General features: G+C 73.5%; 26 protein-coding genes. 12 read left to right on the forward strand and 14 right to left on the reverse strand.

Annotation, left to right across the window (positions count from 1 at the left end; genetic code table 11):
• Positions 1–9: 9 nt before the first annotated feature.
• Positions 10–912 carry an aa3-type cytochrome oxidase subunit II gene (gene ctaC, locus ABD191_RS07170; protein ID WP_344078407.1) on the reverse strand — a complete coding sequence of 301 codons (903 nt, stop codon included), beginning with the start codon at positions 910–912 and terminating at the stop codon, positions 10–12.
• 189 nt (positions 913–1,101) lie between these two features.
• Between ctaC and ABD191_RS07175 the strand changes: the two genes are divergently transcribed.
• Positions 1,102–2,250, forward strand: coding sequence for a cysteine desulfurase family protein (locus ABD191_RS07175; protein WP_344078185.1), 1,149 nt, complete (start codon positions 1,102–1,104; stop codon positions 2,248–2,250).
• Between the two features lie 51 nt (positions 2,251–2,301).
• Positions 2,302–2,523 carry a sulfurtransferase TusA family protein gene (locus tag ABD191_RS07180; RefSeq protein WP_344078188.1) on the forward strand — a complete coding sequence of 74 codons (222 nt, stop codon included), beginning with the start codon at positions 2,302–2,304 and terminating at the stop codon, positions 2,521–2,523.
• A 159-nt stretch (positions 2,524–2,682) separates the two neighbouring features.
• On the opposite strand, the gene ABD191_RS07185 is transcribed toward ABD191_RS07180, so the two are convergent.
• The 3 genes from ABD191_RS07185 to ABD191_RS07195 all read right to left on the reverse strand — a co-directional run bounded on the left by ABD191_RS07185 (position 2,683) and on the right by ABD191_RS07195 (position 5,477).
• Complete coding sequence (locus tag ABD191_RS07185; protein ID WP_344078191.1) at positions 2,683–3,666, reverse strand: carbohydrate kinase family protein; 984 nt, start codon at positions 3,664–3,666, stop codon at positions 2,683–2,685.
• A 200-nt stretch (positions 3,667–3,866) separates the two neighbouring features.
• On the reverse strand, positions 3,867–4,229 hold the full coding sequence (locus ABD191_RS07190) for a HesB/IscA family protein (protein WP_344078194.1): 363 nt from the start codon (positions 4,227–4,229) through the stop codon (positions 3,867–3,869).
• 129 nt (positions 4,230–4,358) lie between these two features.
• Complete coding sequence (locus ABD191_RS07195) at positions 4,359–5,477, reverse strand: glycerate kinase family protein (protein WP_344078197.1); 1,119 nt, start codon at positions 5,475–5,477, stop codon at positions 4,359–4,361.
• 63 nt (positions 5,478–5,540) lie between these two features.
• On the opposite strand from ABD191_RS07195, the gene nadA reads away from it, so the two are divergent.
• From nadA to ABD191_RS07210, 3 genes are all read left to right on the forward strand, one after another.
• The gene (gene nadA / locus ABD191_RS07200; RefSeq protein ID WP_344078200.1) at positions 5,541–6,713 is read left to right on the forward strand and encodes a quinolinate synthase NadA; all 1,173 of its coding nucleotides are present in this window, start codon (positions 5,541–5,543) and stop codon (positions 6,711–6,713) included.
• Between the two features lie 141 nt (positions 6,714–6,854).
• Complete coding sequence (gene murA / locus ABD191_RS07205) at positions 6,855–8,195, forward strand: UDP-N-acetylglucosamine 1-carboxyvinyltransferase (RefSeq protein ID WP_344078203.1); 1,341 nt, start codon at positions 6,855–6,857, stop codon at positions 8,193–8,195.
• Between the two features lie 64 nt (positions 8,196–8,259).
• Entirely contained in the window at positions 8,260–8,907 is a 648-nt protein-coding gene (locus ABD191_RS07210; protein ID WP_344078205.1) for a DUF3043 domain-containing protein, read from the forward strand.
• 6 nt (positions 8,908–8,913) lie between these two features.
• Here the strand turns inward: ABD191_RS07210 and ABD191_RS07215 are convergent, their stop codons facing one another.
• Both ABD191_RS07215 and ABD191_RS07220 read right to left on the reverse strand, forming a co-directional pair.
• On the reverse strand, positions 8,914–9,234 hold the full coding sequence (locus ABD191_RS07215; protein ID WP_344078207.1) for an AzlD domain-containing protein: 321 nt from the start codon (positions 9,232–9,234) through the stop codon (positions 8,914–8,916).
• Positions 9,231–9,956 (reverse strand): AzlC family ABC transporter permease, encoded by a 726-nt coding sequence (locus tag ABD191_RS07220; RefSeq protein ID WP_344078208.1) that lies wholly within the window; start codon positions 9,954–9,956, stop codon positions 9,231–9,233. Before ABD191_RS07220 ends, ABD191_RS07215 begins: the two co-directional genes overlap by 4 nt.
• A gap of 72 nt (positions 9,957–10,028) precedes the next feature.
• Here ABD191_RS07220 and ABD191_RS07225 point away from each other — a divergent pair, with 72 nt between their 5' ends.
• Positions 10,029–10,583, forward strand: a complete 555-nt coding sequence (locus ABD191_RS07225; RefSeq protein WP_344078210.1) for a helix-turn-helix domain-containing protein — start codon at positions 10,029–10,031, stop codon at positions 10,581–10,583.
• Between the two features lie 79 nt (positions 10,584–10,662).
• Here ABD191_RS07225 and ABD191_RS07230 read toward each other — a convergent pair whose 3' ends face one another.
• Genes ABD191_RS07230 through ABD191_RS07240 form a run of 3 tightly spaced genes read right to left on the reverse strand, consistent with a single transcriptional unit; the run spans position 10,663 to position 13,158 of the window.
• On the reverse strand, positions 10,663–11,655 hold the full coding sequence (locus tag ABD191_RS07230) for an ABC transporter ATP-binding protein (RefSeq protein ID WP_344078409.1): 993 nt from the start codon (positions 11,653–11,655) through the stop codon (positions 10,663–10,665).
• Positions 11,652–12,473, reverse strand: coding sequence for an ABC transporter permease (locus ABD191_RS07235; protein ID WP_344078212.1), 822 nt, complete (start codon positions 12,471–12,473; stop codon positions 11,652–11,654). The genes ABD191_RS07230 and ABD191_RS07235 overlap by 4 nt, the downstream gene beginning before the upstream one ends.
• Complete coding sequence (locus ABD191_RS07240) at positions 12,466–13,158, reverse strand: ABC transporter permease (RefSeq protein ID WP_344078214.1); 693 nt, start codon at positions 13,156–13,158, stop codon at positions 12,466–12,468. The genes ABD191_RS07235 and ABD191_RS07240 overlap by 8 nt, the downstream gene beginning before the upstream one ends.
• A gap of 274 nt (positions 13,159–13,432) precedes the next feature.
• On the opposite strand from ABD191_RS07240, the gene ABD191_RS07245 reads away from it, so the two are divergent.
• Together ABD191_RS07245 and ABD191_RS07250 are read left to right on the forward strand one after the other, a co-directional pair.
• Positions 13,433–15,664, forward strand: a complete 2,232-nt coding sequence (locus ABD191_RS07245; RefSeq protein ID WP_344078216.1) for a WG repeat-containing protein — start codon at positions 13,433–13,435, stop codon at positions 15,662–15,664.
• 29 nt (positions 15,665–15,693) lie between these two features.
• Positions 15,694–16,692: an aldo/keto reductase family protein gene (locus ABD191_RS07250; protein WP_344078218.1), complete on the forward strand. Its 999-nt coding sequence runs from the start codon at positions 15,694–15,696 to the stop codon at positions 16,690–16,692.
• A gap of 142 nt (positions 16,693–16,834) precedes the next feature.
• Here ABD191_RS07250 and ABD191_RS07255 read toward each other — a convergent pair whose 3' ends face one another.
• Genes ABD191_RS07255 through ABD191_RS07265 form a run of 3 tightly spaced genes read right to left on the reverse strand, consistent with a single transcriptional unit; the run spans position 16,835 to position 18,650 of the window.
• Positions 16,835–17,611 carry a hypothetical protein gene (locus ABD191_RS07255; RefSeq protein ID WP_344078220.1) on the reverse strand — a complete coding sequence of 259 codons (777 nt, stop codon included), beginning with the start codon at positions 17,609–17,611 and terminating at the stop codon, positions 16,835–16,837.
• A 47-nt stretch (positions 17,612–17,658) separates the two neighbouring features.
• The gene (locus tag ABD191_RS07260) at positions 17,659–18,447 is read right to left on the reverse strand and encodes a site-2 protease family protein (protein ID WP_344078222.1); all 789 of its coding nucleotides are present in this window, start codon (positions 18,445–18,447) and stop codon (positions 17,659–17,661) included.
• A 2-nt stretch (positions 18,448–18,449) separates the two neighbouring features.
• Positions 18,450–18,650, reverse strand: coding sequence for a hypothetical protein (locus ABD191_RS07265; protein ID WP_344078224.1), 201 nt, complete (start codon positions 18,648–18,650; stop codon positions 18,450–18,452).
• Between the two features lie 88 nt (positions 18,651–18,738).
• Between ABD191_RS07265 and ABD191_RS07270 the strand changes: the two genes are divergently transcribed.
• From ABD191_RS07270 to ABD191_RS07285, 4 genes are all read left to right on the forward strand, one after another.
• The gene (locus ABD191_RS07270; RefSeq protein ID WP_344078226.1) at positions 18,739–20,451 is read left to right on the forward strand and encodes a bifunctional adenosylcobinamide kinase/adenosylcobinamide-phosphate guanylyltransferase; all 1,713 of its coding nucleotides are present in this window, start codon (positions 18,739–18,741) and stop codon (positions 20,449–20,451) included.
• Complete coding sequence (locus ABD191_RS07275; protein WP_344078228.1) at positions 20,429–21,232, forward strand: adenosylcobinamide-GDP ribazoletransferase; 804 nt, start codon at positions 20,429–20,431, stop codon at positions 21,230–21,232. The genes ABD191_RS07270 and ABD191_RS07275 overlap by 23 nt, the downstream gene beginning before the upstream one ends.
• A gap of 80 nt (positions 21,233–21,312) precedes the next feature.
• Positions 21,313–22,032, forward strand: coding sequence for a CAP domain-containing protein (locus ABD191_RS07280; RefSeq protein WP_344078230.1), 720 nt, complete (start codon positions 21,313–21,315; stop codon positions 22,030–22,032).
• A 69-nt stretch (positions 22,033–22,101) separates the two neighbouring features.
• The gene (locus ABD191_RS07285; RefSeq protein ID WP_344078231.1) at positions 22,102–23,988 is read left to right on the forward strand and encodes a CDP-glycerol glycerophosphotransferase family protein; all 1,887 of its coding nucleotides are present in this window, start codon (positions 22,102–22,104) and stop codon (positions 23,986–23,988) included.
• Here ABD191_RS07285 and ABD191_RS07290 read toward each other — a convergent pair.
• Both ABD191_RS07290 and gcvT read right to left on the reverse strand, forming a co-directional pair.
• A complete protein-coding gene (locus tag ABD191_RS07290; protein ID WP_344078232.1) occupies positions 23,970–24,317 on the reverse strand; it encodes an MmcQ/YjbR family DNA-binding protein in 348 nt (115 codons plus the stop codon). The genes ABD191_RS07285 and ABD191_RS07290 overlap by 19 nt on opposite strands.
• Positions 24,318–24,323: 6 nt before the next feature.
• Complete coding sequence (gene gcvT / locus ABD191_RS07295; RefSeq protein ID WP_344078234.1) at positions 24,324–25,445, reverse strand: glycine cleavage system aminomethyltransferase GcvT; 1,122 nt, start codon at positions 25,443–25,445, stop codon at positions 24,324–24,326.
• Between the last annotated feature and the right edge of the window lie 56 nt (positions 25,446–25,501).

Consider the following 25,501-nt stretch of genomic DNA (forward strand, 5'->3'; position numbering starts at 1 on the left):
CGCTCTCCCTTAGTTAATGGTCTCGGCGTCGCGCTTGGTGTCGAACGGCGCGGTGGTCGTGGCGTAGAGGTCCTTGCCACTGAAGCCGGCCGCCGCGAGCGCTTCCGGCGTGGACTTGCCCGCCTTCTTCGCCACGAGGAACTTCTCGTACTGCTCCGGCGTCACCGCGCGCAGCTCGAAGTTCATCATCGAGTGGTATGTGCCGCACAGCTCGGCGCAGCGGCCCACGAACGCGCCCGTCTGGTCCACCGTGACGGCGAAGAAGTTCTCCGCGGCGGGGTCGTACTCCGTGCCGGGGAACACGTCGCGTTTGAACAGCAGCTCCGGCACCCAGAACGAGTGGATGACGTCCTCCGCCTTGAGGCGGAACAGGATCGTCTTGCCGACCGGCACGACCAGGACCGGGATGTAGTCGCTGCTGCCGATCGTCGAGACGGGCTGGCCGTCGGGGCCGTTCTGGCCGTCGTACTCGAACTCCCAGTTCCACTTGAACGCGGTCACGCTGACGGTGACGTCCGCCTTCTCGGGCAGCTTGTTCACGTCCGTCTGGATGATCGCGGTGTAGTAGAACAGCACCGAGATGACCAGGAACGGCGCCACGGAGTAGAGCAGCTCGATCGGCAGGTTGTAGCGCGTCTGCGGCGGCAGCTCCTCGCCCCGCTTGCGGTAACGCACCACGCACCAGAAGATCAGCGCCCACACGAACACGCCGACGACCAGGGCGGCGATGGCCGACCCGATCCACATGTCAAACATCCGCTGGCTCTGCAGCGTGATGCCGCCCTTGGGCCAACCGAAGTAGAAGACGTCCTCGACCGAGCACCCGGTCAGCGTCATGACCAACGCGACCCCGGTGCCAGCGAGCCCAACCACGCGAGCGGCGGCGCTCCGCCGACGCCGGGCGGGTGCCATCTGCTGACGCCCAGCGCCGGACAGCCTTTCTGCGACCACGTGCTCCTGCCTCCTTAGCAGCGCCTCCGCATCCCTGGTAGGCGGATACGGCAAGGTCGACTGACGACGAGTCGCACACTACTCGACCTCGGAGCACCCGCATGGCCTGGGGTCGGTGTGTCGGGAGGTGCGGGCGATAACGTGATCCCCATGGCCGGCAACGGGTACTTCGACGTCGCGGCCGGCGCCCCGCTGCACCCGGTCGCCCGGGAAGCGCTCGCGGTGGCGCTCGCCGATGGCTGGGCCGACCCGGCCCGTCTATATACGCAGGCCCGCCGGGCACGCCAGCTCCTCGACGCGGCGCGGGCCGCGACGGCGGAGACCCTGGGCGTACGCGCGGATGAGGTCGCCTTCTGCGCCAACGGGACGCAGGCGTGCCACCTCGGGGTCCTCGGCCTGCTGGAGGGACGCCGTCGCGTGGGCGGCACGCTGGTGCACTCGGCCATCGAGCACTCCGCGGTGCTGCACGCCGCGCAGTGGCACGCGGCACGCGGCGGCGCGGCGGTCAGCGTCCCGGTCGACCGGGCCGGCCGGGTCGACCCCGACGCCTTCACGGCGGCGCTGGCGAACGGCGGGGTCGGCGCGGCGGCGCTCATCGCGGCCAGTCATGAGGTCGGCACGGTGCAGCCGGTGGCCACGGTGGCCGCCGCCTGCGACAGGACAGGCGTGCCCCTGTATGTGGACGCCGCCCAGTGCCTGGGCCGCCAGCCGGTGCCGGCCGGGTGGTCGGTGCTGTCCGGCAGCGCGCACAAGTGGGGTGGCCCGCCCGGCGTCGGCCTGCTCGTCGTGCGTACCGGGGCACGGTGGGTCGCGCCGTTCCCCACGGACGAGCGGGAGTCCGGCCGGGCTGCCGGCGCCCCCGCGCTGCCGGCGATCGTGGCGGCCGCGGCGGCACTGCGCGCGGTCGCGGCCGAGTCGGCCGCGGCGGACGCCCGGCTGCGTACTCTCGTCGACCGCGTACGCGCGACCGTGGCGGCGACCGTTCCCGACGTGGAGGTCGTCGGTGACCCGGTCGACCGGCTGGCCCACCTGGTCACCTTCTCGGTCCTGTATGTCGACGGCGAGGCCCTGGTGCACGAGCTGGACCGGCTGGGCTTCGCGGTCTCGTCCGGGTCGTCATGCACGTCCTCCACGCTGGAGCCCAGCCACGTCCTGGTCGCCATGGGCGTGCTCTCGCACGGCAACGTGCGCCTGTCGCTGCCGGCGGACGTGGACGAGACGGAGGTCGACCGGTTCCTCGCGGTGCTGCCCGGCGTCGTCGCCCGCCTGCGCGCGCAGTCCGGGGCGGTGGGCCTGTGATCCGGCCACGGGCGGTCGGTGTCCGGTGGACAGGTGAGGACGGTCGCGGCGATGGACGTTGACGAGGTGCTCGACTGCCGGGGCGAGCGGTGCCCGCTGCCGGTGATCAGGCTGGCCCGCCGGATGGCGGACGTCCCGCCCGGCACGGTCGTGCGGCTGCTCGCCGACGATCCGGCCGCCGCCGTGGACGTGCCGGCGTGGTGCCGCATGCGCGGCCAGGACTATCTGGGCTCGCCAGCGGCGGCCACGTTCGACGTCCGCCGCACGAATTGACAGACATATATGTTCCACCCCACAATGGGAGCGCTTCCATCCCCCTGAAGCACTGGCCGACCGGGTGTGGGTGGTCTGGGCGACGCCCTCGCGGGGCGGCCGGATCACAGAGGTCGGCCCGCGTGGCCCCCGGCCAAACCCCCGCCGGGGGCCACGCGCTCAGGCCAACGGGCGCAGGTGCCCGGCCACCTCATCGGCGGCGGCGTCGCCGTAGGACTCCGCGAGGCGCTTGACGAAGATGTCCGAGCGGACCTCGTACTCCTGGGTGCCCACCGTCTCCAGCACCAGGGTCGCGAGCAGCGAACCGACCTGGGCGGAGCGCTCCAGGCCCAGGCCCCAGGACAGCGCCGAGAAGAACCCGGCCCGGAAGGCGTCGCCGACGCCGGTCGGGTCGTAGGCGCGGACCTCCTTGGCGACCGGCACGTGGATGCGCTCGATGTCGCGACCGGTGATCTCCACGCCGTCCTTGCCGAGCGTGGTGACCCGGATCTTGACGTGGTCGAGCACCTCGGCGCTCGTGAGACCCGCCTTGGACTCCAGCAGCGACTTCTCGTAGTCGTTCGTCAGCAGGTAGTCCGCACCCTCGATGAGGGCGCGCACGTCGGCGCCGTCCATGCGGGCGAGCTGCTGCGACGGGTCGGCGGCGAACGCGTACCCCCGGGTGCGGCACTCGGCCGAGTGGCGCAGCATCGCGTCGGGATCGTTCGCGCTGATGATCACCAGGTCGAGCCCCTCGAAGCGGGCGGCGACCGGGGCGAGCTCGATGTTGCGGGCCTCGCTCATCGCACCGGCGTAGAAGGAGGCGATCTGGCACATCTCCTCGTCCGTGGTGCAGACGAAGCGGGCGGTGTGCGCGACGTCGCTCACGTGGACGGAGTCGCAGTCCACGCCGTGGCGCTCCAGCCAGGAGCGGTAGTCGTCGAAGTCGACACCCACGGCGCCGACCAGCACCGGGGTCAACCCGAGCTGGGCCATGCCGAACGCGATGTTGGCGGCGACGCCGCCCCGGCGGACCACGAGGTCGTCCACGAGGAACGACAGGGAGACCTTGTGCAGCTGGTCGGCGAGCAACTGGTCGCCGAAGCGGCCCGGAAAGTGCATGAGGTGGTCAGTAGCGATTGAGCCGGTGACGGCGACTCTCATCGGACGGGCCCCTAGGTGTCGGCGCGGCGGAAGTGGCGCGCCGCGGAGATCTCGGCGCGGCAAGCGGCGCACGACGACGGCAGAGCCGCCTCCGACCGGGCCGGTTGCCCGCCAAGCCTACCGGCCGACGGCGCCCGCGAACACCACCGGCCCGGACCGCGCGTGGCGGCCGGGCCGGGTGGTGCTGGTTCGGAGTCCGCTCAGTGGAACGAGTCGCCGCAGGCGCAGGAGCCCTGGGCGTTCGGGTTGTCGATCGTGAAGCCCTGGGCGTCGATCCGGTCCACGAAGTCGATCGTGGCGCCGGTCAGGTACGGCGCGCTCATGCGGTCGACAACGACGCCGACGCCGCCGAACTCGGTCACGACGTCGCCCTCGAGCTCGCGCTCGTCGAAGAAGAGCTGGTAGCGCAGGCCGGAGCAGCCGCCCGGCTGCACGGCGACGCGCAGCCGCAGGTCGTCGCGACCCTCCTGGTCGAGCAGGGCCTTCGCCTTGGTCGCCGCCGCGTCGCTGAGCACCACGCCGGACGCGGTCTGGGTCGACTCGGGGGTCTGCGAAACAGTCACGGTAGGTACTCCCTGACGCCGGTGATGAGGTCCGTCCGGGTTAACGCTACCCGCCCGGCCCGCAATTCCCCATCCAAGGCCTGTCATCCCCACCACATGATCATGTGACAGGCGCACCGCGCCGGTGGGTCACCGGCTCCACTGGCGGGCCAGGCGGGCCGCCAGGTCGTGGAGGACCTCGGCGGGCCGGGCCAACGCCGTGGCCAGCCCGCCGGCCTGGTCGGCCAGCGCGTGGGACTCCGTCACGCCCGCCGCCAGAGCGCCGCGCCGGCCGGCCTCCACCTGGCCGGCCACGACCAGGCACGGCAGGCCGCGGTCGCGGGCCGCCTCGGCCACGCCGGCCACGACCTTGCCGCGCAGCGACTGGTCGTCGAACGTGCCCTCCCCGGTGATCACCAGGTCCGCCTCGTCGAGGGCGGCGTCGAGGTCCGTGAGCCGCCGGACGAGTCCGATGCCCGACTCCGTACGCCCGCCGAGCGCCAGGATCGCCGCGCCCAGGCCGCCTGCGGCCCCCGCCCCGGGCAGTTCGGCGAGCCCCGGCGGACAGGTCGGCAGGTCGCGCTCCAGCACGGTGGCGAACCGCTCCAGCGCGGCGTCGAGCAGCAGGACCTGCTCGCGGGTGGCGCCCTTCTGCGGGCCGAAGACCGAACTGGCGCCGTACAGGCCCGTGAGGGGGTTGTCGACATCGGTGGCGGCCACCAGGCGCGCGTCCCGCAGCCGGGGGGCGCCGTCGAGGGCCGCGCAGCCGAGCAGGCCGGCACCCCCGTACGGCACGGCGAAGCCGGCCTCGTCGAGCGGTGTCGCGCCGAGGGCGGCGAGCAGCCCGGCCCCGGCGTCGTTGGTGGCCGAGCCGCCCAGACCGACGACGACCTCCCGGGCCCCGTGCTCCACGGCTGTCACCAGCAGGGCGCCGAGCCCGTACGAGGTGGTCACCGAGGGGTCGCGCTCCGAACGGTCCAGCAGGTGCAGGCCGCAGGCGTCCGCGCTCTCGACATACGCCGTCGGGCCGGCGACCAGGATCCTCCCCCGGACCGGGCGGCCCAGCGGGTCGACCGTCGGCACCTCGACCACGCGCCCGTCGACGGCCTCGGCCAGGACGGAGACGAAGCCCGGCCCGCCGTCCGACAGCGGTCGCCGCCGCAGCTCGTCGAACGGCGCGGCGGACGACCAACCCTCGGCCACGGCCCGGGCCGCCTCGACGGCGGTGAGGGTGCCGGCGAACTTGTCGGGACAGATCAGTACGCGCACGGTGCGAAGTCTGCCGGATCACACCCCCATGGCGTGGCGCCGCCGTCATGGGACCATGGATGTGTGACCGTCTTCGCTGAACCCTCGCCGACCGCGACCGCCCTGCTGCTGCTCGGTCGGGGCAGTGACGCCGACTCCGAGCGCGGTGTCGACTGTCCGGGCGACCTGCCGGCGCCGAGCGACCCAGACCTCGTGGCCCGCGCGACCGCCGCCAAGGAGGCGCTCGGCGAGCGGCTGTTCATCCTCGGGCACCACTACCAGCGCGACGAGGTCATCCAGTTCGCGGACGTGACCGGCGACTCGTTCAAGCTGGCCCGCGACGCGGCGGCCCGCCCCGGGGCGGAGTTCATCGTCTTCTGCGGCGTGCACTTCATGGCGGAGAGCGCGGACATCCTCACCACCCCCGAGCAGCGGGTCATCCTGCCGGACCTGGCGGCCGGGTGCTCGATGGCCGACATGGCCGTGCTGAGCCAGGTGGAGCAGGCGTGGGAGCTGTTCGAGGCCGAGGGCATCGCGGACCAGGTCGTCCCTGTCACGTACATGAACTCGTCGGCGGCGATCAAGGGCTTCGTCGGGCGCCACGGCGGCGTCGTGTGCACCTCGTCGAACGCCAAGCGGGCGCTGACGTGGGCCTTCGAGCAGGGCCAGAAGGTGCTCTTCCTGCCCGACCAGCACCTGGGCCGCAACACGGCCGTGCTGGAGATGGGCTTCACGCTGGACGACTGCGTCCTCTACGACCCGCACAAGCGCGACGGCGGCCTCACCAGCGACCAGCTGGCCGGCGCCCGCATGATCCTCTGGCGGGGTCACTGCTCGGTGCACGGGCGGTTCAGCCTCGACTGCGTCAACGAGGTGCGCGAGCGCATCCCGGGCGTCAACGTGCTCGTGCACCCCGAGTGCAGGCACGAGGTCGTGACGGCGGCGGACTACGTGGGCTCCACGGAGTACATCATCAGGACGGTCGAAGCGGCGCCGGCCGGCTCGGCATGGGCCATCGGCACGGAACTCAACCTGGTGCGGCGGCTGGCCAACCGGCACCCGGACAAGACGGTCTCCTTCCTCGACCGTACGGTCTGCTACTGCTCGACCATGAACCGCATCGATCTGCCGCACCTGGTGTGGGCGCTCGAAGAGCTGGTCGCCGGACGGGTACCGAACGTAATCACGGTCGACCCGCAGACGGCGCACTACGCCCGCGTGGCCCTCGACCAGATGCTCGCCCTGCCCGCTCAGTAATCGTCCGGTCGCCGACTGTCGCACCTGCGCCTATGGGGTTTGCGGGGACCCGCGGACGGTTATGCTTCCGGCCTAGGCGCGTGTGATCCCGCAACTCTGGCGCCGGACGTCCCGTGCTTTCATTCCCGCCGGAGGTTCACGTTGAGCAACGACGTTCTCGTGGTGCACGGAAACACCCCCCTGCGCGGAGAGATCCGCGTGCGTGGGGCCAAGAACCTCGTGTCGAAGGCGATGGTGGCCGCGCTGCTCGGCCAGACGCCCAGTCGCCTGTTCAACGTTCCGCGCATCCGTGACGTCGAGGTCGTCCGTGGCCTGCTCGAGGTGCACGGCGTGCGGGTCAGCGAGGGCGCCGAGCCGGGCGAGCTCGTCTTCGACCCCACGAACGTGGAGGCGGCGACCGCGGACGAGATCAATGTCCACGCCGGGTCGAGCCGCATCCCGATCCTGTTCTGCGGGCCGTTGCTGCACCGTCTGGGCCACGCGTTCATCCCGGACCTGGGTGGCTGCCACATCGGCGACCGGCCGATCGACTTCCACATCGGCGCGCTGCGCGAGTTCGGCGCGATCGTCGACAAGCAGCCGCACGGCATGACGCTGACGGCCCCGAACGGCCTGCGCGGCACCAAGTTCGAGCTGCCCTACCCCAGCGTCGGCGCCACGGAGCAGGTGCTGCTCACGGCCGTACTCGCGGAGGGCGTCACCGAGCTGCGCAACGCGGCGGTCGAACCGGAGATCATGGATCTCATCTGCGTGCTGCAGAAGATGGGCGCGATCATCAAGGTGCACACCGACCGGGTGATCGAGATCGAGGGCGTGTCCCGCCTCGACGGCTACGCCCACCGCCCGATCCCGGACCGCATCGAGGCGGCGAGCTGGGCCTCCGCGGCGCTGGCCACGGGCGGCGACGTGCTCGTGCGCGGCGCCCGCCAGGCCGACATGATGACCTTCCTCAACGTGTTCCGCTCGGTCGGCGGCAAGTTCGAGGTCACGGACCCGCACGGGCCGGACGAGCTCGGCGGCATCCGGTTCTGGCACCCGGGCGAGGAGCTGCGCGCCACCGTCCTGGAAACGGACGTGCACCCCGGCTTCGGCACGGACTGGCAGCAGCCTATGGTGGTCGCGCTCACCCAGGCGCGGGGCCTGTCGATCGTGCACGAGACCGTGTACGAGCGCCGGCTCGGTTACACGAAGGCGCTCAACCAGATGGGCGCCACGATCCAGGTGTACCGGGAGTGCCTGGGCGGCACGCCCTGCCGGTTCGGGCGGCGCAACTTCAACCACTCGGCCGTGATCGCGGGCCCCAGCAAGCTGCACGCCACGGACCTGGTCATCCCCGACCTGCGCGCCGGCTTCAGCCACCTGATCGCCGCGCTGGCCGCCGAGGGCACCTCCCACGTGTACGGGGTGAGCCTGATCAACCGCGGGTACGAGGACTTCGAGGCGAAGCTCGCGGCCCTCGGCGCGCACGCCGAGCGCCCGTGACGCTGGTTACGCGCGCCGTTCACCTCCCGTAGGCGGGGCGGCGCGGCTCGGCTACCCTTGCCCCGTGCCCACACTGTTCCGTCGCAAGTCCAACGATCTCGTCGCCAACGCCGAGGTCGCGTCCGCGCCTGAGGTCCACGAGGCCGCAGAGGCCGACGAGGGCTCGCTGGGGGACGCCAAGCCCAGGTCGTACACGCCGGGCAAGGGCCGGGCCACGCCCAAGCGCAAGGACGCCGGCCGCCGCGTCGCCGAGGCGCCGCCGAAGAACCGCCGCGAGGCCTACCGGCGGCTGCGCGAGAAGGACCGCGCGGAGCGGGCCGAGAACCGCGCCGCCATGCTGGCCGGCCGCGAGGACAAGCTGCTCCCCCGCGACCGGGGTCCGGAGCGTCGGCTCGTCCGCGACATCGTCGACTCGCGGCGCAACATCGGCACGATGTTCTTCGTGGGCGCGCTCATCGTGATCATCGGCTCGATGAAGTCGATGCCGGTGCCCGTGCAGGTGGCCGCCAACCTCTTCTGGGTGTTCCTCGCCCTGGCCGTGATCGTCGACAGCTTCCTGCTGTGCCGCAAGGTCCGGCGCCTGATGAAGGAGCGCTTCCCGAAGACGACGACCAGGATGGGCGGGCACTACTTCTACGCGATCATGCGGTCGATCACGTTCCGCCGCATCCGCATGCCCGCCCCGCAGGTCAAGATCGGCGACAAGATCTGACGCCGGTCACGGCACCCCGAGCAGGCGAAGCCCCGCCGCGACCGCCGCGGCGGCGACGACCACGGCGATGAACGGCGCCCGCCGCCACGCCAGCACCGCCCCCACGAGGACGCCCGCGGGGCGCGCCACGCCCACGAACCCGCCGCCCTCGGTGAAGGCCGCCGTGGCGGCCAGGGCGGCGAGCAGCGCGATCGCGGACAGCGGCAGCAGCCGCTGGGCCCAGCCGGGCAGGGTCACCTTGCCGTGCAGGGCCGATCCGCCCAGCCGCAGCGCGTAGGTCCCCACGGCCAGCAGCCCGATCACGATCATCAGCGTGGCCGCGCTCATGCCGTCGCCTCCGCCCGGTCGACCCCGCCGGACGGCCCTTCCTGACCGGCCTGGCCGGGCCTGCCGACCCCAGCGGCCACGAGGCCGACCAGCGACAGCAGCACCGGCAGGCCGGCGGGCAGCAGCGGCGTAGCGAGCACCGCGACCAGCGCCCCGATAACGGCCACCCGGCGCGCGGCGGGCTCGCGCAGCCCCGGCAGGATCAGCGCGAGCAGGCCGGCGGGAAACGCCGCGTCCAGCCCGATCGCCGCCGGGTCCCCGACCGCGTTGCCGAGCAGCAGCCCGGCGACCGTGCCGATGTTCCAGCACACGAACAGTGCGAACCCCGTCATCCAGTACGCCTGGCGGCGCAGGCGCGCGTCCGGCTGCGCCAACGCGAAGGCGACCGACTCGTCGATGAGGATGTGGCTGCCCACCAGCCGGTTGCGCCACCGGGCGCCGAGCACGTCGGCGACCGCCATGCCGAACGGGAAGTGGCGCGCGTTGAGCAGCAGCCCACCCAGCACGGCGGCGACCGGGTTGCCGGCGACCAGCATGCTGACCGCCATGAACTGCGAACCGCCCGCGAAGACGATCGCGGACATGGCGATGACGGCCCAGCCGGGCAGGCCGGAGGCGATCGCGATGGCGCCGAACGACAGGCCGACGAAACCCGCCGCGACGCTCAACGCGAGCACGTCACGCATCAGCCGGCGGTCCAGTGTTCGCCATAACGTACCCATGGTTCAAAATAGTGAACGCGACGAGCGCCGTTCGTCAAACCGAATACCCCGACCGATGGAGCGAACACAGAGATGAGCGAGCCCGGGATCGCGACGGTCATCGCGGCCGCCCTTCGTCGGGAGCGCGAGCGGGCCGGGCTCTCGCTCACGGAGGTGGCCCGGCGCGCCGGCATCGCGAAGTCGACCCTTTCCCAGTTGGAATCGGGGACGGCGAACCCGAGCGTCGAGACGCTCTGGTCGCTCGGCGTCGCCCTCGATGTGCCGTTCTCCCAGCTGGTTGAGCCCGTGACGCCAACCGTACGCGTCGTTCGCGCCGGCGAGGGCGACCCGATCCGCTCCGACAAGGCGCACTTCGCCGGCACGCTGCTGGCCTCCGGCGGGCCGGGCGTGCGCCGCGACATCTACGTCATCCGCATGGAGCCCGGCGCCCCCCGTACCGCCGAGGCGCACATCGCCGGCAGCGTCGAGCACCTGGTGGTCGGTGCCGGCGCGATGCGGGCGGGCCCGACGGACTCCCCCATCGAGCTGTCGGCGGGCGACTACGCCTCGTTCCGGGGTGACGTTCCCCACTCGTACGAGGCCCTCGCACCCGGCACCTGGGCCACCCTGATCATGGAACACCGCTGACCTGACCGTCCACATCGGATTCGTGGACGGAAGCTGGCGCCAGGGCACCCCATCGCGCCCACGAATCCACATGCGACGGTCAACCGCGCGGCTCAGGCGCGCGGGCGGCCTCCGCCGAGGGGGAGGCGTAGAGCTGGGCGACGACGTCCTCGATGGTGGGCTCGGTGACCCTCAGGTCGCGGATCGGGCCCGACTCCGACAGCCTCGCCACGAGCGCCCCGGCCGTCGTGACGGTGCCGTCGATGGAGAAGACGACGCGGTCGCCGGCATGGGACTCGACACTCACCCCGGCCATGTCGAACGACACGGCCACCGGCACCTCGAAGTCCACCTCGACGCGGCGGCGCGAACCGTAGCGGGCGTGCAGGTCGGCGAGCGTACCGTCGTGGACGACGCGACCGTGGTCGATGACGACGAGGCGGCGGCAGAGGCGCTCGATGTCGGCGAGGTCGTGGGTGGTGAGCACGACCGTGGTGTCCCCGGCGTCGCGCAGCTCCGTCAGAAACGCCCGTACCGCCTGCTTGCTCACGACGTCCAGGCCGATGGTGGGCTCGTCGAGAAAAAGCACGCGCGGGGCGTGCAGCAGCGCGACGGTGAGGTCGCCGCGCATCCGCTGTCCCAGCGACAGTTGGCGTACGGGCGTGTCGAGGAAGCCGTCGAGATCCAGCCGGTCGCGCAGCAGCCGCAGCCGCGCCGCGTGCTCGGCCGCCGGTACCCGCCAGATGTGGCGGGCCAGCTCGAACGACTCGCGCAGCGGCAGGTCCCACCACAGCTGCGTACGTTGGCCGAAGACGACGCCGATGCGCCGCGCCAACCGGGTGCGCTGCGGCACCGGTTCGAGACCGCATACCTGCAGATACCCGGCCGTCGGGGTGAGCACGCCGGTGAACATCTTCATCGTGGTGGACTTGCCGGCGCCGTTGGGACCCAGATACCCGAGCAGTTCCCCCTCCTCGACCGCCACGTCGACGCCGTCGACCGCCGGCACCGTTTCCCGGGACCGGCGCAGCCGCCCCGCCGGCTTCGTGACGGTGAACTCCTTGCGCAACCCGCGTGCCTCGATGACGTTCATGACCCCGTACTCCGGTAGTGCCTGATGCCCAGCCGCCACGACAGCGCCGCGCCGGCGACCGCCACGGCCGCGACGGCGGGCGACACCCATCCGAACCAGCCGGGCAGGCCCAGCGGGTCGGCCCGGTCGAGCAGCGCCAGCGCCGGGTAGTAGGCGACAAAGGCGAAACCCAGCCCGTACGCGAAAAGCCGGCGCATGGCCGCGCCGTAGATGTTGATGGGGTACGACGTGAAGTCGCGTCCGCCGTTGGTGAGCGAGAACGCGAGTTCGCCCGAGTCGATCCACCAGAACGCCACGGTCGCGGTGGCCACCATGACGGCGCTGAACATCACCGCGCCGGCCAGCGGCGCCACGACCGCCAGGACGGCGGTCGCGGGCGTCCAGGTGATGTCCGCGCGGGCCAGCGCGACAACGAGAATGACCACGGCCACGATGACCCGGCCGGCCCGGCGCGGCGTGAAGTCGACGACGACGAGTTGCCCGAACGCCGACAGCGGACGCAGCAGGACCCCGTCGAGCAGGCCGGAGCGGACGTAGAACTGGAGGCGTTCGAGATTGCCGACGGCGAGGTCGGCAGCGGCGAACGCGGTCGACGACAGGCCGAACATCACCAGCACCTCGGCCGTGCCGAAGCCGCCCATCGACCGCGCCACCCCGAACAGCACCAGAACGACGACCAGGTCGAGCGCGGCGAAGACGCCGCTGATGGTCACGGACATCAGGAAAGACGCCCGGTAGGTGACCTGGCTGCGCATCTGGGCGGCGAGCACCCGCCGGTAGATGCCCACCGTGCCGGCCACGGCCCCCTGGTCAGCCACCCTGGATCACGAGCTTGCGTTCGGCGCGCTGCTGCACGTACGCGCAGCTGAGGAGAAGGACCACCGACCAGAGTGACTGGGCCAGCAGGATGAGGCCCTGGTGGGCCTGGCCGCCCCGCTCCACGAGGATGTCCAGTGGGCCCTGCATGATCGAGGGGAACGGCGTGGCGATCCACAGGGTGGCCTCCGCCCAGTCGGGCAGGAAGGGCAGCGGGAACGTCAGTCCGACAAACAGGCCGGTGACCACGAACCAGGCGGCGATGACTCCCCGCAGGTCGAGCAGCCAGTAGCCGACGGCGTTGAGCAGGAAGCGACAGCCGAAGCAGACGACGACGCCGAGGATCATCGAGACGGCGAACAGCGGATAGGTCGCCAGGTGGCGCGGGACGTAGAGGTCGAAGAAGAGCGCGCCGACCGCGACCGGCACGACGAAGCGGATCAGGACGGCGAACCCGGCCCGGCCGAGGTCGATGGCGAGGTAGCTGAGGACGGGGTTGAGCGGACGCAGCAGGTCGGCCACGACATCGCCGGTGCGGATGCGGTCGCCCAGGTCGGTCCAGCCCCACAGGGCGACGACGCCGATCAGGCCCTGGGTGACCCAGCAGAAGGTCAGCAACTGCTCGGCGGTGTACCCGGCGGCGTTGGCGACTCCGGTCGCGGCCGTCGCGCCGGCGATCGTCGCCAAGAAGACAAAACTGCGGAGGAAGCCGAATACCGAGTTGGTAACGCACGCAGCCACGGTGGCCTGCCGGTAGGTGGAGTAACGCCGGAATCCCGCCACGGCGAGGGCCCACAAAGGGGACATTATGGACGGTCGGGCATCGACTGGTTCCGGGGGCACGGTGGCAAGATCGGGATGCACGCCGTAACCTCCGTACGCAGCCGGCTTGGAGACTTTACCCACAGCATCCCTGGGCCGGCCTACCGCATTTCCGCACTGACCGTGACGAGGTGGCCTGGTGAGTGACGACCGCCGCGACGAACGGCCGGAGCGTGCCGCCCCCTCGTGGGCGACCGTCCCGACGATGCCGTGGACGCGGGTCACGCCCACCGAGGACGCCGATGACGACATGGCGGACCTGCTCGAACGCGAGCGTGCCGCCCGGCGCGCCCGGGCCCAGGCCGCGGACGGCGGCGACGGCATGCCGCGCGCCGGCGGGCCACCGCCGGGCTACCCGCCGCCCGGTGCCGGACAGCCTCCGGGCCAGCAGCCGTACGGGCCGCCGCCAGGGCACGCGCCCGCCCCGCCCCACGGCCCCCGGCCGGGCCCGCCGCAGGGTCCGGGGCAGCCGGGCGCCGCGCCACGCGGACCCGGCCAGCAGTTCCCTGGGCCGCACGGACCGGCCCAGCCCGTCTCCGGACCCCACGGGCCGGCCCAGCCCGTCCCCGGCCCGCACGGTCCGGGGCAGCCGGGCGCCGGGCCACACGGTCCTCACGCGCCGGGTCCCGGGCAACACGCGCCCGGACCTGGGCAACACGCGCCCGGACCTGGGCAACACGCGCCCGGTCCCGGGCCGCACGGTCCGGGGCAGGCCCGTACCCAGGGCGAGGTCTACGGGGCGCCCAACCGGCCCGGCCCGCCGCCCCCGCGGCAGGCCTACGCCAGCGCGCCACCGTACGCCCCGCCGGGACGCGGGGCGCCGGCTCCCCACGCGCCGGCTCCCCACACGCCCGGTCCGCCCCCGCCCGGTCAGCCTGGACCGCGGGCCGGCACGCAGGGACGCGGGCCGACCGTCTACGGCGCCCGCCCGGGCGAGCCCGACACGGCCGCCATCGCGGAGCCGACCCCGCCGGTTCCGGTCTCACCCGTACCCGTGCCGGCCGCGCTCGACGCCCCCGGCTCCGTGTCTCCCGCGCTGGTCTCGGCCGCGCCCGGCGAGAGCACCAATCCCGAGCAACTGCTCGCGGCCATCGACCTGGACCTCGACCCGGCGACGCTCTACGAGACCACCCGCGACCCCGAGCCCCTGACCGAGATCCGCGACCTGCTCACCGCCCGCATCAACGGGTCGGAGGACAACGCCAGCCGCGCCCGCCTGCTCGGGCTGCGCTCCGTGGTCGCCCGGGTGCTGGGCGACGTGCGCGCGGCGCACGCCGACGCCAAGATGGCGCTCGTCCACGCCGAGGCCACCGGCCAGCTGCGGCGCATCGCCATCGCGAAGTCGCGGCTGGCCAACGTTCTCGTGCAGCTCGACGAGCACGCCGAGGCCGACCAGCTGTTCGCCGAGGCCAACACCAACGAGCTGCCCGAACGGCTGCGCGCCGCGATCCACCACTACGCGGGCAAGTGCGCGTTCGCGCAGAACCGCTACATCGAGGCGGTCCAGCACTTCGAACAGGCCCTGGAGCTGCGCCGCGACGGCGACCCGGAGCTGGTCGCCGCGACCGAGATCGCCCTCGACTCGCTGTTCTCCCGGGTGGCCGAGCGGGGCTGGGGCCCCTATCCCCGCTCGCGCGACGAGATCGTGCGCACGCACCGGCCGCCCGTGCCCCAGTTCGACGAGGTCGCCGACCGCTGGGGTTACCAGGACGCCGCCGGGAACTGGCCGGTCCCGCCGCAGTTCGCCGACGTGCAGCCGTTCCGCGACGGGGTCGCCTGGATCCGGCCGGTCGGCCTGGAGACGTGGGGGCTCATCGACGAGACCGGCCGCGCGCTGATCCACCCCGCCAACGGGTTCCTCGGCGTGGCCAGCTTCTCCGACGGGCTGGCCTGGGTGTCCCGCGACGGGGTGGGCGGCTGGCTCGCCATCGACAAGGCCGGCCGGGTGCTGCTCGGCGGCAACTTCGACGACGTGCGCCCGTTCCGGCGCGGCATCGCGGCCGTACGCCAGAACGGCAAGTGGGGCGCCGTGGAGCGCACCGGCCGGCTCGTCGTGCCCTTCGCGTTCGACGCGTTCGCCACCGGCCTGACCGACGGCCGCTACGTCGACGGCTTCACCGACGAGGGCCTCGCGGTGGTCGAGGTGGGCGGCCGCAAGGGCGTCATCGACCGTACGGGCCGCCAGGTCGTGCCCCCGGTCTACCCGACCGTGGTGGTGCACCCCGTCGCGTACCTGATCGTGGACGACAACCACCGGTGGGGCGCGCTGGACCGGCACGGCCGGCCGCTCATCGACCCGGTGCACGCGAGCCGCAGCGCGGTCGGTCTGGAACTCGAGGACCTCATGGCGGACAGCCGTCCGCTCCTCTGAGGCCCGCCGGCCCGGCTAGGGTCAGCATCATGGAGTTTCGTCATCTGGGCCGGTCCGGCCTCATCGTCAGTGAAATCTCGTACGGCAACTGGATCACGCACGGCTCGCAGGTCGAGGAGGACGCGGCCACCGCGTGCGTACGCGCGGCGCTCGACCTCGGCATCACCACGTTCGACACCGCGGACGTGTACGCCGGCACCCGTGCGGAGGAGGTGCTCGGCCGCGCGCTCAAGGGCGAACGGCGCGAAGGGCTGGAGATCTTCACCAAGGTGTACTGGCCGACCGGTCCGGGCCGCAACGACCGGGGCCTGAGCCGCAAGCACATCATGGAGTCCATCAACGGCTCGCTGCGCCGGCTCCAGACCGACCACGTCGACCTCTACCAGGCGCACCGATTCGACGTCAGCACGCCGCTGGAGGAGACCATGGAGGCGTTCGCCGACGTGGTGCACAGCGGCAAGGCGCACGCCATCGGCACCTCCGAGTGGACCGCCGAGCAGCTGCGCGAGGGTCACAAGCTGGCCCGTGAGCTGCGCATCCCCTTCATCTCCAACCAGCCCCAGTACTCGATGCTGTGGCGGGTCATCGAGGCCGAGGTCGTGCCCGCCTCCGAGGAACTGGGCATCGGCCAGATCGTCTGGTCACCCATCGCGCAGGGCGTGCTCACCGGCAAGTACCTGCCGGGGCAGCCGCCGCCGGCCGGCTCGCGCGCCACCGACGAGAAGTCCGGCGCGCAGTTCATCTCGCGGTTCATGACGGACGACGTGCTCAGCCGGGTGCAGCAGCTGGTCCCGCTGGCCCGGCAGGCCGGCCTCACCATGGCGCAGCTCGCCGTGGCATGGGTCCTGCAGAACCGGAACGTGTCGTCCGCGATCGTGGGGGCCTCCCGCCCCGAACAGCTCGAGGACAACGTGAAGGCGGCGGGTATCACCCTGGACGCTGACCTCCTGAAGGCGATCGACGACATCCTGGACCCGATCGTGGAACGCGACCCGGCGAAGACCCAGGTCCCCGAGTCGCGCCCGTAACCCACCACCACGCCGCCCACCCCCGCCTCCCGCGCCGTACCCCCTTCCGACCCGCAGATTGGCCTTACGTACCGAATGCCGGCCGGCATTCGGTACGCCATTGGCCCTAGTGAGGGAGGGCGGCGCGGGAGAGCGGGGCGGGTCAGGCGGGCACGACCAGGAGGGCGTCGTTGTCCAGGGGGAGGTCGGGGGCGTTGACGCCCGGATCGTAGACCGCCAGGCGGAACGCCGCCGCGCCGCCGAGCGCCGGGTCGCCCGCGCCGAGGCGCTGGCCGGCGATCGCCGTGCCGCCCTCAACGAGCATGCCGGCGAGCTGGCGTACGACGCGGTTGACCGTACGGGCGGTGCCCGGGCGCACGACCGCCACGACGTCGGGGCGGGCGAACTTCGCCAGGCCCCGGGTGAACAGCACATGGCCGAAGCCGCCGGCCCCGTCGGTACGCAGCACGACGTTGACCTCCTCGTCGAGGTCGAACGGGCGCTCCGGCGGCCAGGTCTCCAGGAGCGCGGCGTCGACCCAGCGGCCCGCGTACGTGTCCAGGACCGCGAACGCGCCGTGCGCGACGAGGCCCTGCGCGAGCGCCCAGCCGGCCTGCAGGTGGCCGAGGTCGGGCGGGTCGGGCAGGTCGGCGGTGATCGACACGCAGTGCCCGGCGACGTCGAGTTGGTCGGCGTCCACGAGGTCGTGCTCGGCGTCGGTACGCCACAGGCCCGTGCGCCACTGGTCGAGCCAGGCGGGGTCGTCGTGCTGGGTCACCGTCAGGCCGGCGAGATGATCACCGTCCGGTAGCCCGTACTCACCGGGTTTGATCTTTATGTCCGGCAGCGGGCCGGCCGCGAAAGCGAGCAGTCGCAGCACCGCCCGCCGGGCGGTGCGCTGGTAGTTGAGGCGGGGCCACACGGCGGTCGCAGCGTCCACGCGGCGTAGTGTGCCACCGCCGCGCCTGCCGTGCTGTCCGACGCCGGTCAGGTCCAGAAACGCATGAGGTCGAGGCCGGCGCCGTACAGCCGCTCGGGCAGGCCCAGGGCCTCGCTGATGACGGAGACCAGTCCGAAGAACGCGGCGCGGATGCGTGGCTCGAACAGCAGGGCGAACAGCAGCAGCAGGCCGAAGGGCGCGAACAGGTCGAACATCCGGGCCACGTCGCCGCGCAGCCACGGCCGCAGGGCGTTGCCGCCGTCGAGGCCCGGCACGGGCAGCAGGTTCAGGATGCCGGCCGTGAGCTGCAGGAAGCCGAGCGCGGCCACGCCCGCCCAGAACCCGGGGTGGGCGCCGACGTCGACGCCGATCCAGAACGGCACGGCCAGGATCGCCGCGAACAGCAGGTTGGTCGCCGGGCCGGCCAGGCTGATGAGGCTGTCCAGGACCCGGTTGCGGATGGCGTGGTGGTCGACCCAGACGGCGCCGCCGGGCAGGCCGATGCCGCCGAGCAGCACGAAGATGACCGGCAGCACGATGGACAGGAACGGGTGGGCGTAGCGCAGCGGGTTGAGCGTCAGGTAGCCCTTCGCGGCCACCTGCACGTCGCCGGCCCGGTACGCGATGAGCGCGTGGGCGTACTCGTGCAGGCTCAGCGAGACGATCCAGCCGGCGACCACGAACAGGAAGACGTCGAAGCCGACATTGCCGTACCCCTGCCAGGCCATCACCCCGCCGGTGACGAACAGCGCCACCACGCCGAGGAAGACGGGAGAGGGACGGAACAGGTCGCGGTCGCCGCCCCCGATGACGATGGGACGCTGGTGGGGCCCCATCGTCACTCGCTGGCCGGCAGCAGGCTCATCTTGTATTCCACCCGGTCGTCCTCGCACAGCACGGCGGTCACCACGCCCTTGGCGGCGAGCTCACGCCAGGTCTGACCGAGCCATGACTCGGCGTCCGACTGGCTCGGGAAGGTCTCGCTCGCACTCTCGTGCGCCGATCCCGCCGCGCCCTCGTACCGCCAGGTCCACGCCATGGTCACCGCTCCTATATGTCCGGTTTCGCACGATCGAGGCTCCCCCGACCGCCGCTGCAAGAGTAGTCCGAGGCCATAGGGTACGAACATGGCGCCGTCGGGACATCCGCACACACTGGTGCTGGGCGGTATCCGTTCGGGAAAGTCGGAGTACGCGGAGGGACTCGCGGCTTCGGCACCCCGGGTCCGTTACCTCGCGACGGCCCGCGACGACGGATCCGACCCCGCCTGGTCGGCCCGCATCGCCGCCCACCGGGACCGACGGCCGGCCGACTGGGCGAGCGCCGAGGTCGGCTCGGCACCCGGCGACCTGATCGACGCGTTCGCCGGGGCGGTCGCGGGCGAGACCCTGATCGTCGACGACCTGGGCACGTGGCTGGCCGGGGCGCAGGAACTCTGCGACGGCGACGGCGCTGCGCTGCGCCTGCTCGTCGACCGGCTCGCGGACGCGGTCGCGGCCTGCCCGGCGACCGTCGTGCTGGTCAGCCCCGAGGTCGGCCTGAGCCTCGTGCCGGCGACCCCGCTCGGGGCGGCGTTCGCCGACGCGCTCGGCGCGCTCAACCGGGCGGTGGCCGCCGTGTGCGAGCGGGTCGTGCTGGTCGTCGCCGGCCAACCGGTGGACATCAAGCCGCCCGCGACCGGCGGTGTGGCCATCCCGAGATCCACCGAGGGGCTTGCCGACCCGCCCGCGCGCGGTACGGTGAGCGCCGTGCACCAGACGACCGTCCCCCCGGTCCCCGTTCCCGGCGACGCCACCGACAGCGGCGCCCCCGAGGAGATCGTCCCGGGCCTGACCCTGCCGCGTCCGGACGACGCCGCCGCGCAGGCGGTCCTCGACCGGCTGACCTCACTGGACCTCGGGGTGGGCACGCCCGCCAACCCCGGCCTGGGCGCGCTCGCGGACGCGGTGGCGTTCGCCGCCGGTACGCGCGGCAGCCCGTACCCCCGGCCGTTCCTGGCCTCCCGGGTGGTCCTCGTCGCCGGCGGGCACGAGGGCGGCGTCGCGGCCGGGTACGCGGCGGAGGCCGGCCGCCGGCCCGCCCCGCTGACCTACCTCGCGGGCGCGGCCGGGGCGAGCCTGGTGACCCTGGAGTGGGAGAACGCCGCCGCGCCGATCGAGACGAGCGACGCGATCGGCCCGGCACAGCTGCAGGCGGCGCTGCGCGCCGGCTGGGCGGAGGCCGAACGGGCCGCCGACGAGGGCATCGAGCTGCTCGTCCTCGCGGCCACCGGGGCGGGCGCCGCGACGGCCGCGACCGCCGCGATCGCCGCCGTCACGGGAGCCGAGGTTCAGCCGCTGCTGGCCCGGGTGGTGACCGCGGACGGGTACGACGACGAGTCGTGGATGCGCCGCTCCGCCGCGGTGCGCGACGCCCTGCACCGGGTGCGCCGTCGCGACGGCGACCCGCGCACGGTCCTCATGGCGCTCGGCGGCAGCGACCTGGCGGCCGCGACCGGCCTGCTGCTGGGCGCGGCGAGCCGGCGCACCCCCGTGATGATCGACGGCCCGGTCGGGGCGGCGGCCGCGCTGCTGGCCCGCGACTTCAGCTTCCTCAGCCGCATGTGGCACCTGCTGCCCGACCACGGCCGGCACCCGGCCACCAAGCTCGCGGCCGACGTGCTGGGCCTGGAGACGTTCCTCGACCTGCGGCTCGACCTCGGCGAGGGGGCGACCGCGCTCGCCGCTCTGCCGCTGTGGCAGGCGGCCCTGACGATCGCGGGCGGCGGCGCCGGGCGCACGGGCGAGGCCGGCGAGACGGACGCCGGCGATGAGGCCGATGACGGGGCCGACGCCACCTGACCGGCCCTCGGGCGCGGGGACGCTGCGGGCCGGGTTCCGGCTCGCGGTCACGACGCTGACCGTGCTGCCACTGCGGCCGGGCCGCATCGACCGGCCGGCCGCCGGGGCGGCCATGGCGCTCGCGCCGGGCGTCGGGCTGGCGCTGGGCGCGGTGGCGGGCGCGGTGGGCGCGGCACTCGTCGAGGTCGGGGCGAACGGGCTGCTGGCGGGCGTACTCGTGGTGGCCTTCACGGCCCTGGCCACGCGCGGCCTGCACCTGGACGGGCTGGCCGACACGGTCGACGGGCTGGGGTCGCACCGGCCGGCCGCACAGGCTCTGGAGATCATGAAGCGGCCGGACGTCGGGGCGTTCGGGGCGGCCGCGCTCGTGTTGACGCTGCTGGCACAGGCCGCCTCGGCGGCGGCCGTCGTGTCGGCCGGCTGGCTCGCCGCCGTCGCGGGTGTCGCGGCCGCGCTCGGGGCGGGGCGCCTGGCGATCGCGACCGCGTGCCGGCGCGGGGTGCCGCCGGCCCGGCCGGACGGGCTGGGCGCCCTGGCCGCCAGCACGGTGGGCTGGCCGGCCCTTTCGGCGGGCGCGTTGGCCGTCGCGGCCGTCGCGGTGTGGGCGGTGCCGGGCCGGCCGTGGGCGGGCCCGCTGGCCGTGATGGCCGGGCTGGTCGTTTCCGTCCTTCTCACGGCGCACTGCGTACGGCGGTTCGGCGGGGTCACCGGCGACGTGCTCGGCGGGGCGTGCGAGGCGGCCACGACCTTTACCTATATAGTCTTATCAATTTGTATCTGAGCAGGTCGGGGCCAATGTGACCGGCCGGGGCGCCGGGACACCCGTTGCGTGCGGTGGGTGCGGTCAGTACCGTGCCGCAGGTGGGCTGGGAGACGCAACGCACGACCGCGCTGCCCGAGGTGCCCGGTCCTCATGGCGCCGGTCGGCACCGGCGCCGCCGCCGGCTGGGCGGCCTCGCGACCGCCGGCGTCCTGCTGACGATCGGCGTCACCGGCGCGATGCTCTCCCCGGTGCTCATCGGCTGGACCGGCCCGCTCGTCCCGCCGGCCGCGCGCGCCTCCGCGGTCGTGCCGCCCACCGGCCCCGCCCCCGCGGCACCGACCTCGGCCCCGCCGACCACCGGGCCGCCGGAGTCGCCCACGGTCAAGGCGTCGCAGTTGCCGCCGTCGAAGAAGAACAGTCCGTACGCGTACGCCGAGCTGGAGGACCGCGTCTTCGCGCTGACCAACCAGGCCCGGGCCCGCGAGGGCTGCGGGGCGCTGCGGCGCGACGGCAAGCTCGTGAAGGCGGCCCGCGCGCACAGCACGGACATGGCCAGGAACCGGTTCCTGGAACACACCGGCAGCGACCGCAGCTCGCCCGGCACGCGCATCGAGCGGGCGGGCTACAGCGCGGGCTCCGGCTGGGCGGAGAACATCGCCTACGGCTACGCGACCCCGGAGGCCGTCATGGACGGCTGGATGAACAGCAGCGGGCATCGGCGCAACATTCTGAACTGCGGACTCAAGGCACTCGGCGTGGGCGTCGCGCGCGCCGCCAACGGCTCGCTCTACTGGACGCAGGACTTCGGGGGGTCCTGACCGCCACCGCCGGGTCACGCCCCTCGTTCACGTAATGTGACAAATGCCGGACTTGGCCCGGCGCTCAGCGTGCTGGTCACGGTGGCCGGCCCCGCGCCCCACCTCCGCGCCTGCCTCGACAGCATCCTCGACCAGTCCGGTGAGGACATCGAGCTCGTCCTCGTCGACGAGAGCGCCGATGCGCCCACCGGACGGATCCTCATCGAGTACGCCTCGGGGCTGCGCGGCGACGCGCCCCACCGGGCCGACCAGTCCGGCCGCCGCGCCCGCCACGACGCGGCCGGTGCGCCCGGATCGGTGCCCGTACGGCTGGCGGGCGCGGACGGACCCGACCCGGCCGGCGGCCATGTGTGGTTCGTCGAGCCGGACACGCTGCTCGCCGAGGGCGCCGCCCGGGCGGTCGTGCGCCGGCTGCGCGAGACCGGGCCTGACCTGCTCCTGCTCGACCAGGCCGAACTGGACTGGGCCGGCGGCGCGCGGCGCGGCCCCGCCAGCGCGCTGCTCGCCACGGCCGGGGCACCCGACGTCGTCACGCTGGCCGAGCGGCCCGCCCTGGCCCGCCTTGATCCGCGCACCACGGTGACCGTGGTCAAGCGGTCGCTGCTCGACCACGTGGGCCTCGACCTCACGGATCTGACCCAGGCCGCCCACCGACGGGCCCTGCTGGAGGTCGCCAACCGCATCGCCACCCTCGACCGGGTGTGCCTGCTGCGCCGGCCCGCCGCGGCGCCCGCCGGCCGCCGGCCGCCGCGGGCCGCCGCCCGGCCGCCCGTGCGGTTGGCCCGCTCGGTCGGCCGGGGTGGGCGGGCCGTGGGCCGGGGCGTGCGGCGGGCCTGGTACCACCTGCACCTGCGGCTGCCGCTGGACCGCCGCCTGGCGCTGTTCACCGCCCTGGGCGGGCGCGGCTACCTGGCCCACCCGGCCGCCGTGCACCGCGCCGCCACCCGCCTGGCGCCGCACGTGCGCGGCGTCGTCGCCGTGCGCCGCGACGCGCGCTCGGCCGTACCGCAGGGCGTGTCCACCGTGGTCATCGGCGGGTTCGCCTGGCACCGCGCGATGGCCCGGGCGCGGTGGGTCGTCAGCGACACCCCGCTGGGCATCCCCGCGCAGGTGGCACGCCGGCGCCCGGGCGCGACCCACGTGCACCTGCACCACGGCGTACCGCTGAGCGGGGCCGGGCTCGACCGGGCCGCGAGCGTCGCCGAGGCGGCCGCCGTGGCCGCCGCGTCGGCCCGCTGGGACGTGGCGCTCAGCGCCTCCCCGCACGCCACCGAGGTGTGGCGGCGGGCGTACCCGGGCCGGCACGAGATCTGGGAGATCGGCCAGCCCCGGCTCGATGGCCTGGTCCGCGCCGGGGCCGCCGCGGTCGAGCGGGCCCGCGCGCTCTACGGCCTGGAACCGGGCCAGACGTCCGTCCTGTACGCCCCGACCGGGCGCGACTACCGCCCGCAGGGGCGGCGCGGGCTGTTGCTCGACGCCGAGTGGCTGGCCGACGAGCTGGGCCCGGACGTGGTCGTGCTGCAACGCCACGGCGACACGTACGCCCCCGGCAGCACGGCCCGCCACCCCCGGGTGCGCGACGTGAGCCGCCACCTCGTGCTGGAGCCGCTGCTGCTCGCCTCGGACGTGCTCATCACGGACTACTCGGCGGTCATCTGCGACTTCGTCCTGCTCGACCGGCCGATCGTGCTGCACGCCCCCGACTGGGACAGCTTCCGCCGCACCACCGGGGTCGCGGTCGACCTGCTCGCCGACCCGCCGGGCCTGGTCGTGCGTGACGCCGCCGAGCTGCGCGACGCCTGGCGGGCCGACCTGCTCGATGGCCCGGAGGCGGCGGACGCGCGGGCCCGGCTGCGCCGCTGGTGCTGCCCCAACGAGGACGGCCGCGCTGCGGAACGGCTGGTCAGCCGCCTGTTCCTGGACCCCGTACTGGGTGGTCAGCCGCCTGCGTCGTAGGCCTTCACGAGCTTCTTCGGCGCGGTGCGCCGCCACGCCTCGATGATCAGCTCCCGCAGCTCGTCGGCCTGCACGCCGGCCAGCCGGATGCTCGTCCAGCCGAACCGCCCGACGTACGCCGCGGCCGTGTAGGTCCGCGGGTCGGTCGCGAGCAGTTCCTCCTGCTCCTCACGGGAGGTCTTCACGGAGATCGTCGGTGACCCCTCGCTACCCATGACGAAGATCTTGCCCCGGATCCGCCAGGTGGCCTCGACCTCCCAGGTCAGCTCCTCGGTGACCTCCGGCAGCGCGAGGCACATCGCGCGTACCTTCGCCAGCGTGACCGCCATCGGCGCTCACCGCACCGACGAGGCGACGAACGGCGGCCGCACGACTGTCATCGCGGAACGGCGGCCGCGCACGTCGACCTCGACCGCGTCGCCCTCCGCCAGGCCGGCGGCCGTGTCGAGCAGGGCCAGACCGATGCCCACCCGCAGCGTCGGCGAGAACGTCCCGCTGGTGACCTCGCCCACCCGGTCGCCGCCGGGCAGGTGCACGGCCATGTGCTGGCGCGGGATGCCGCGGTCGGTCGACCGCAGGCCCCACAGCTGCCGGCGCGGGCCCGCGGCCTTCTCGGCCACCAGCGCCTCGCGGCCCCAGAACGCCGGCTTGGACCAGCCGACCGCCCAGCCGCAGCGGGCCTGCACCGGGGTGATCTGCGCCGACAGGTCCTGCCCGTGCAGCGGATAGCCCATCTCCGTACGCAGCGTGTCGCGGGCGGCCAGCCCGCACGGCCGGGCCTGCGCGCCCTCGCCGGCCTTCAACAGCGCGTCCCACACCGTGCCCGCGTCCGCCGCGCGTACCACCAGCTCGTAGCCGTGCTCGCCCGTGTAGCCCGTACGGCAGACCACGCCGGTGGCGCCCGCCGCCCCCGTGCCGTCGAGCGGGGCCACCGCGAAACTCATGTACTCGTGCCCGGTCGGCAGGCCCAGCCCCGCCAGCACCTCGGCCGAGCGCGGCCCCTGCACGGCCAGCACGGCGTGCGCCTCGTGCTCGTCCGTCACGGTGATCCCGGGCGGGGCGGCCGCGGCCAGCCGGCGCACCACCTCTGCCGTGTTGGCCGCGTTGGGGATCAGGAAGACATGGTCGTCCGCGTGCAGGTAGGCGATCAGGTCGTCCACCACACCGCCGTCCTGCGCGCAGCACAGCGTGTACTGCGCCTGGCCCGGGCCGATGCGTGCGAGGTCGTTGGTCAGGCACGCGTTGACGAACTCGGCCGCGCCCGGGCCGGTGACCCGAACCTTGCCGAGGTGCGAGACGTCGAACACACCCACCGCCTCGCGGACGGCGGCGTGCTCGCGCAGGACGCCGCCCCCGGCGTACTCCAGCGGCATGTCCCACCCGCCGAAGGCTGCGAACTTCGCACCAAGGGCGATATGCCGCTCGTGCAGTGGCGACCGGCGCAGTTCCTGGTTCATACCGCCACCCCCGCCGCGCCCCCGCACCGGCATGAAACTGTCCTGAGCTGATGATT

The sequence above is a fragment of the Luedemannella helvata genome (assembly GCF_039528415.1).
In the GTDB taxonomy this organism is placed as follows: domain Bacteria; phylum Actinomycetota; class Actinomycetes; order Mycobacteriales; family Micromonosporaceae; genus Luedemannella; species Luedemannella helvata.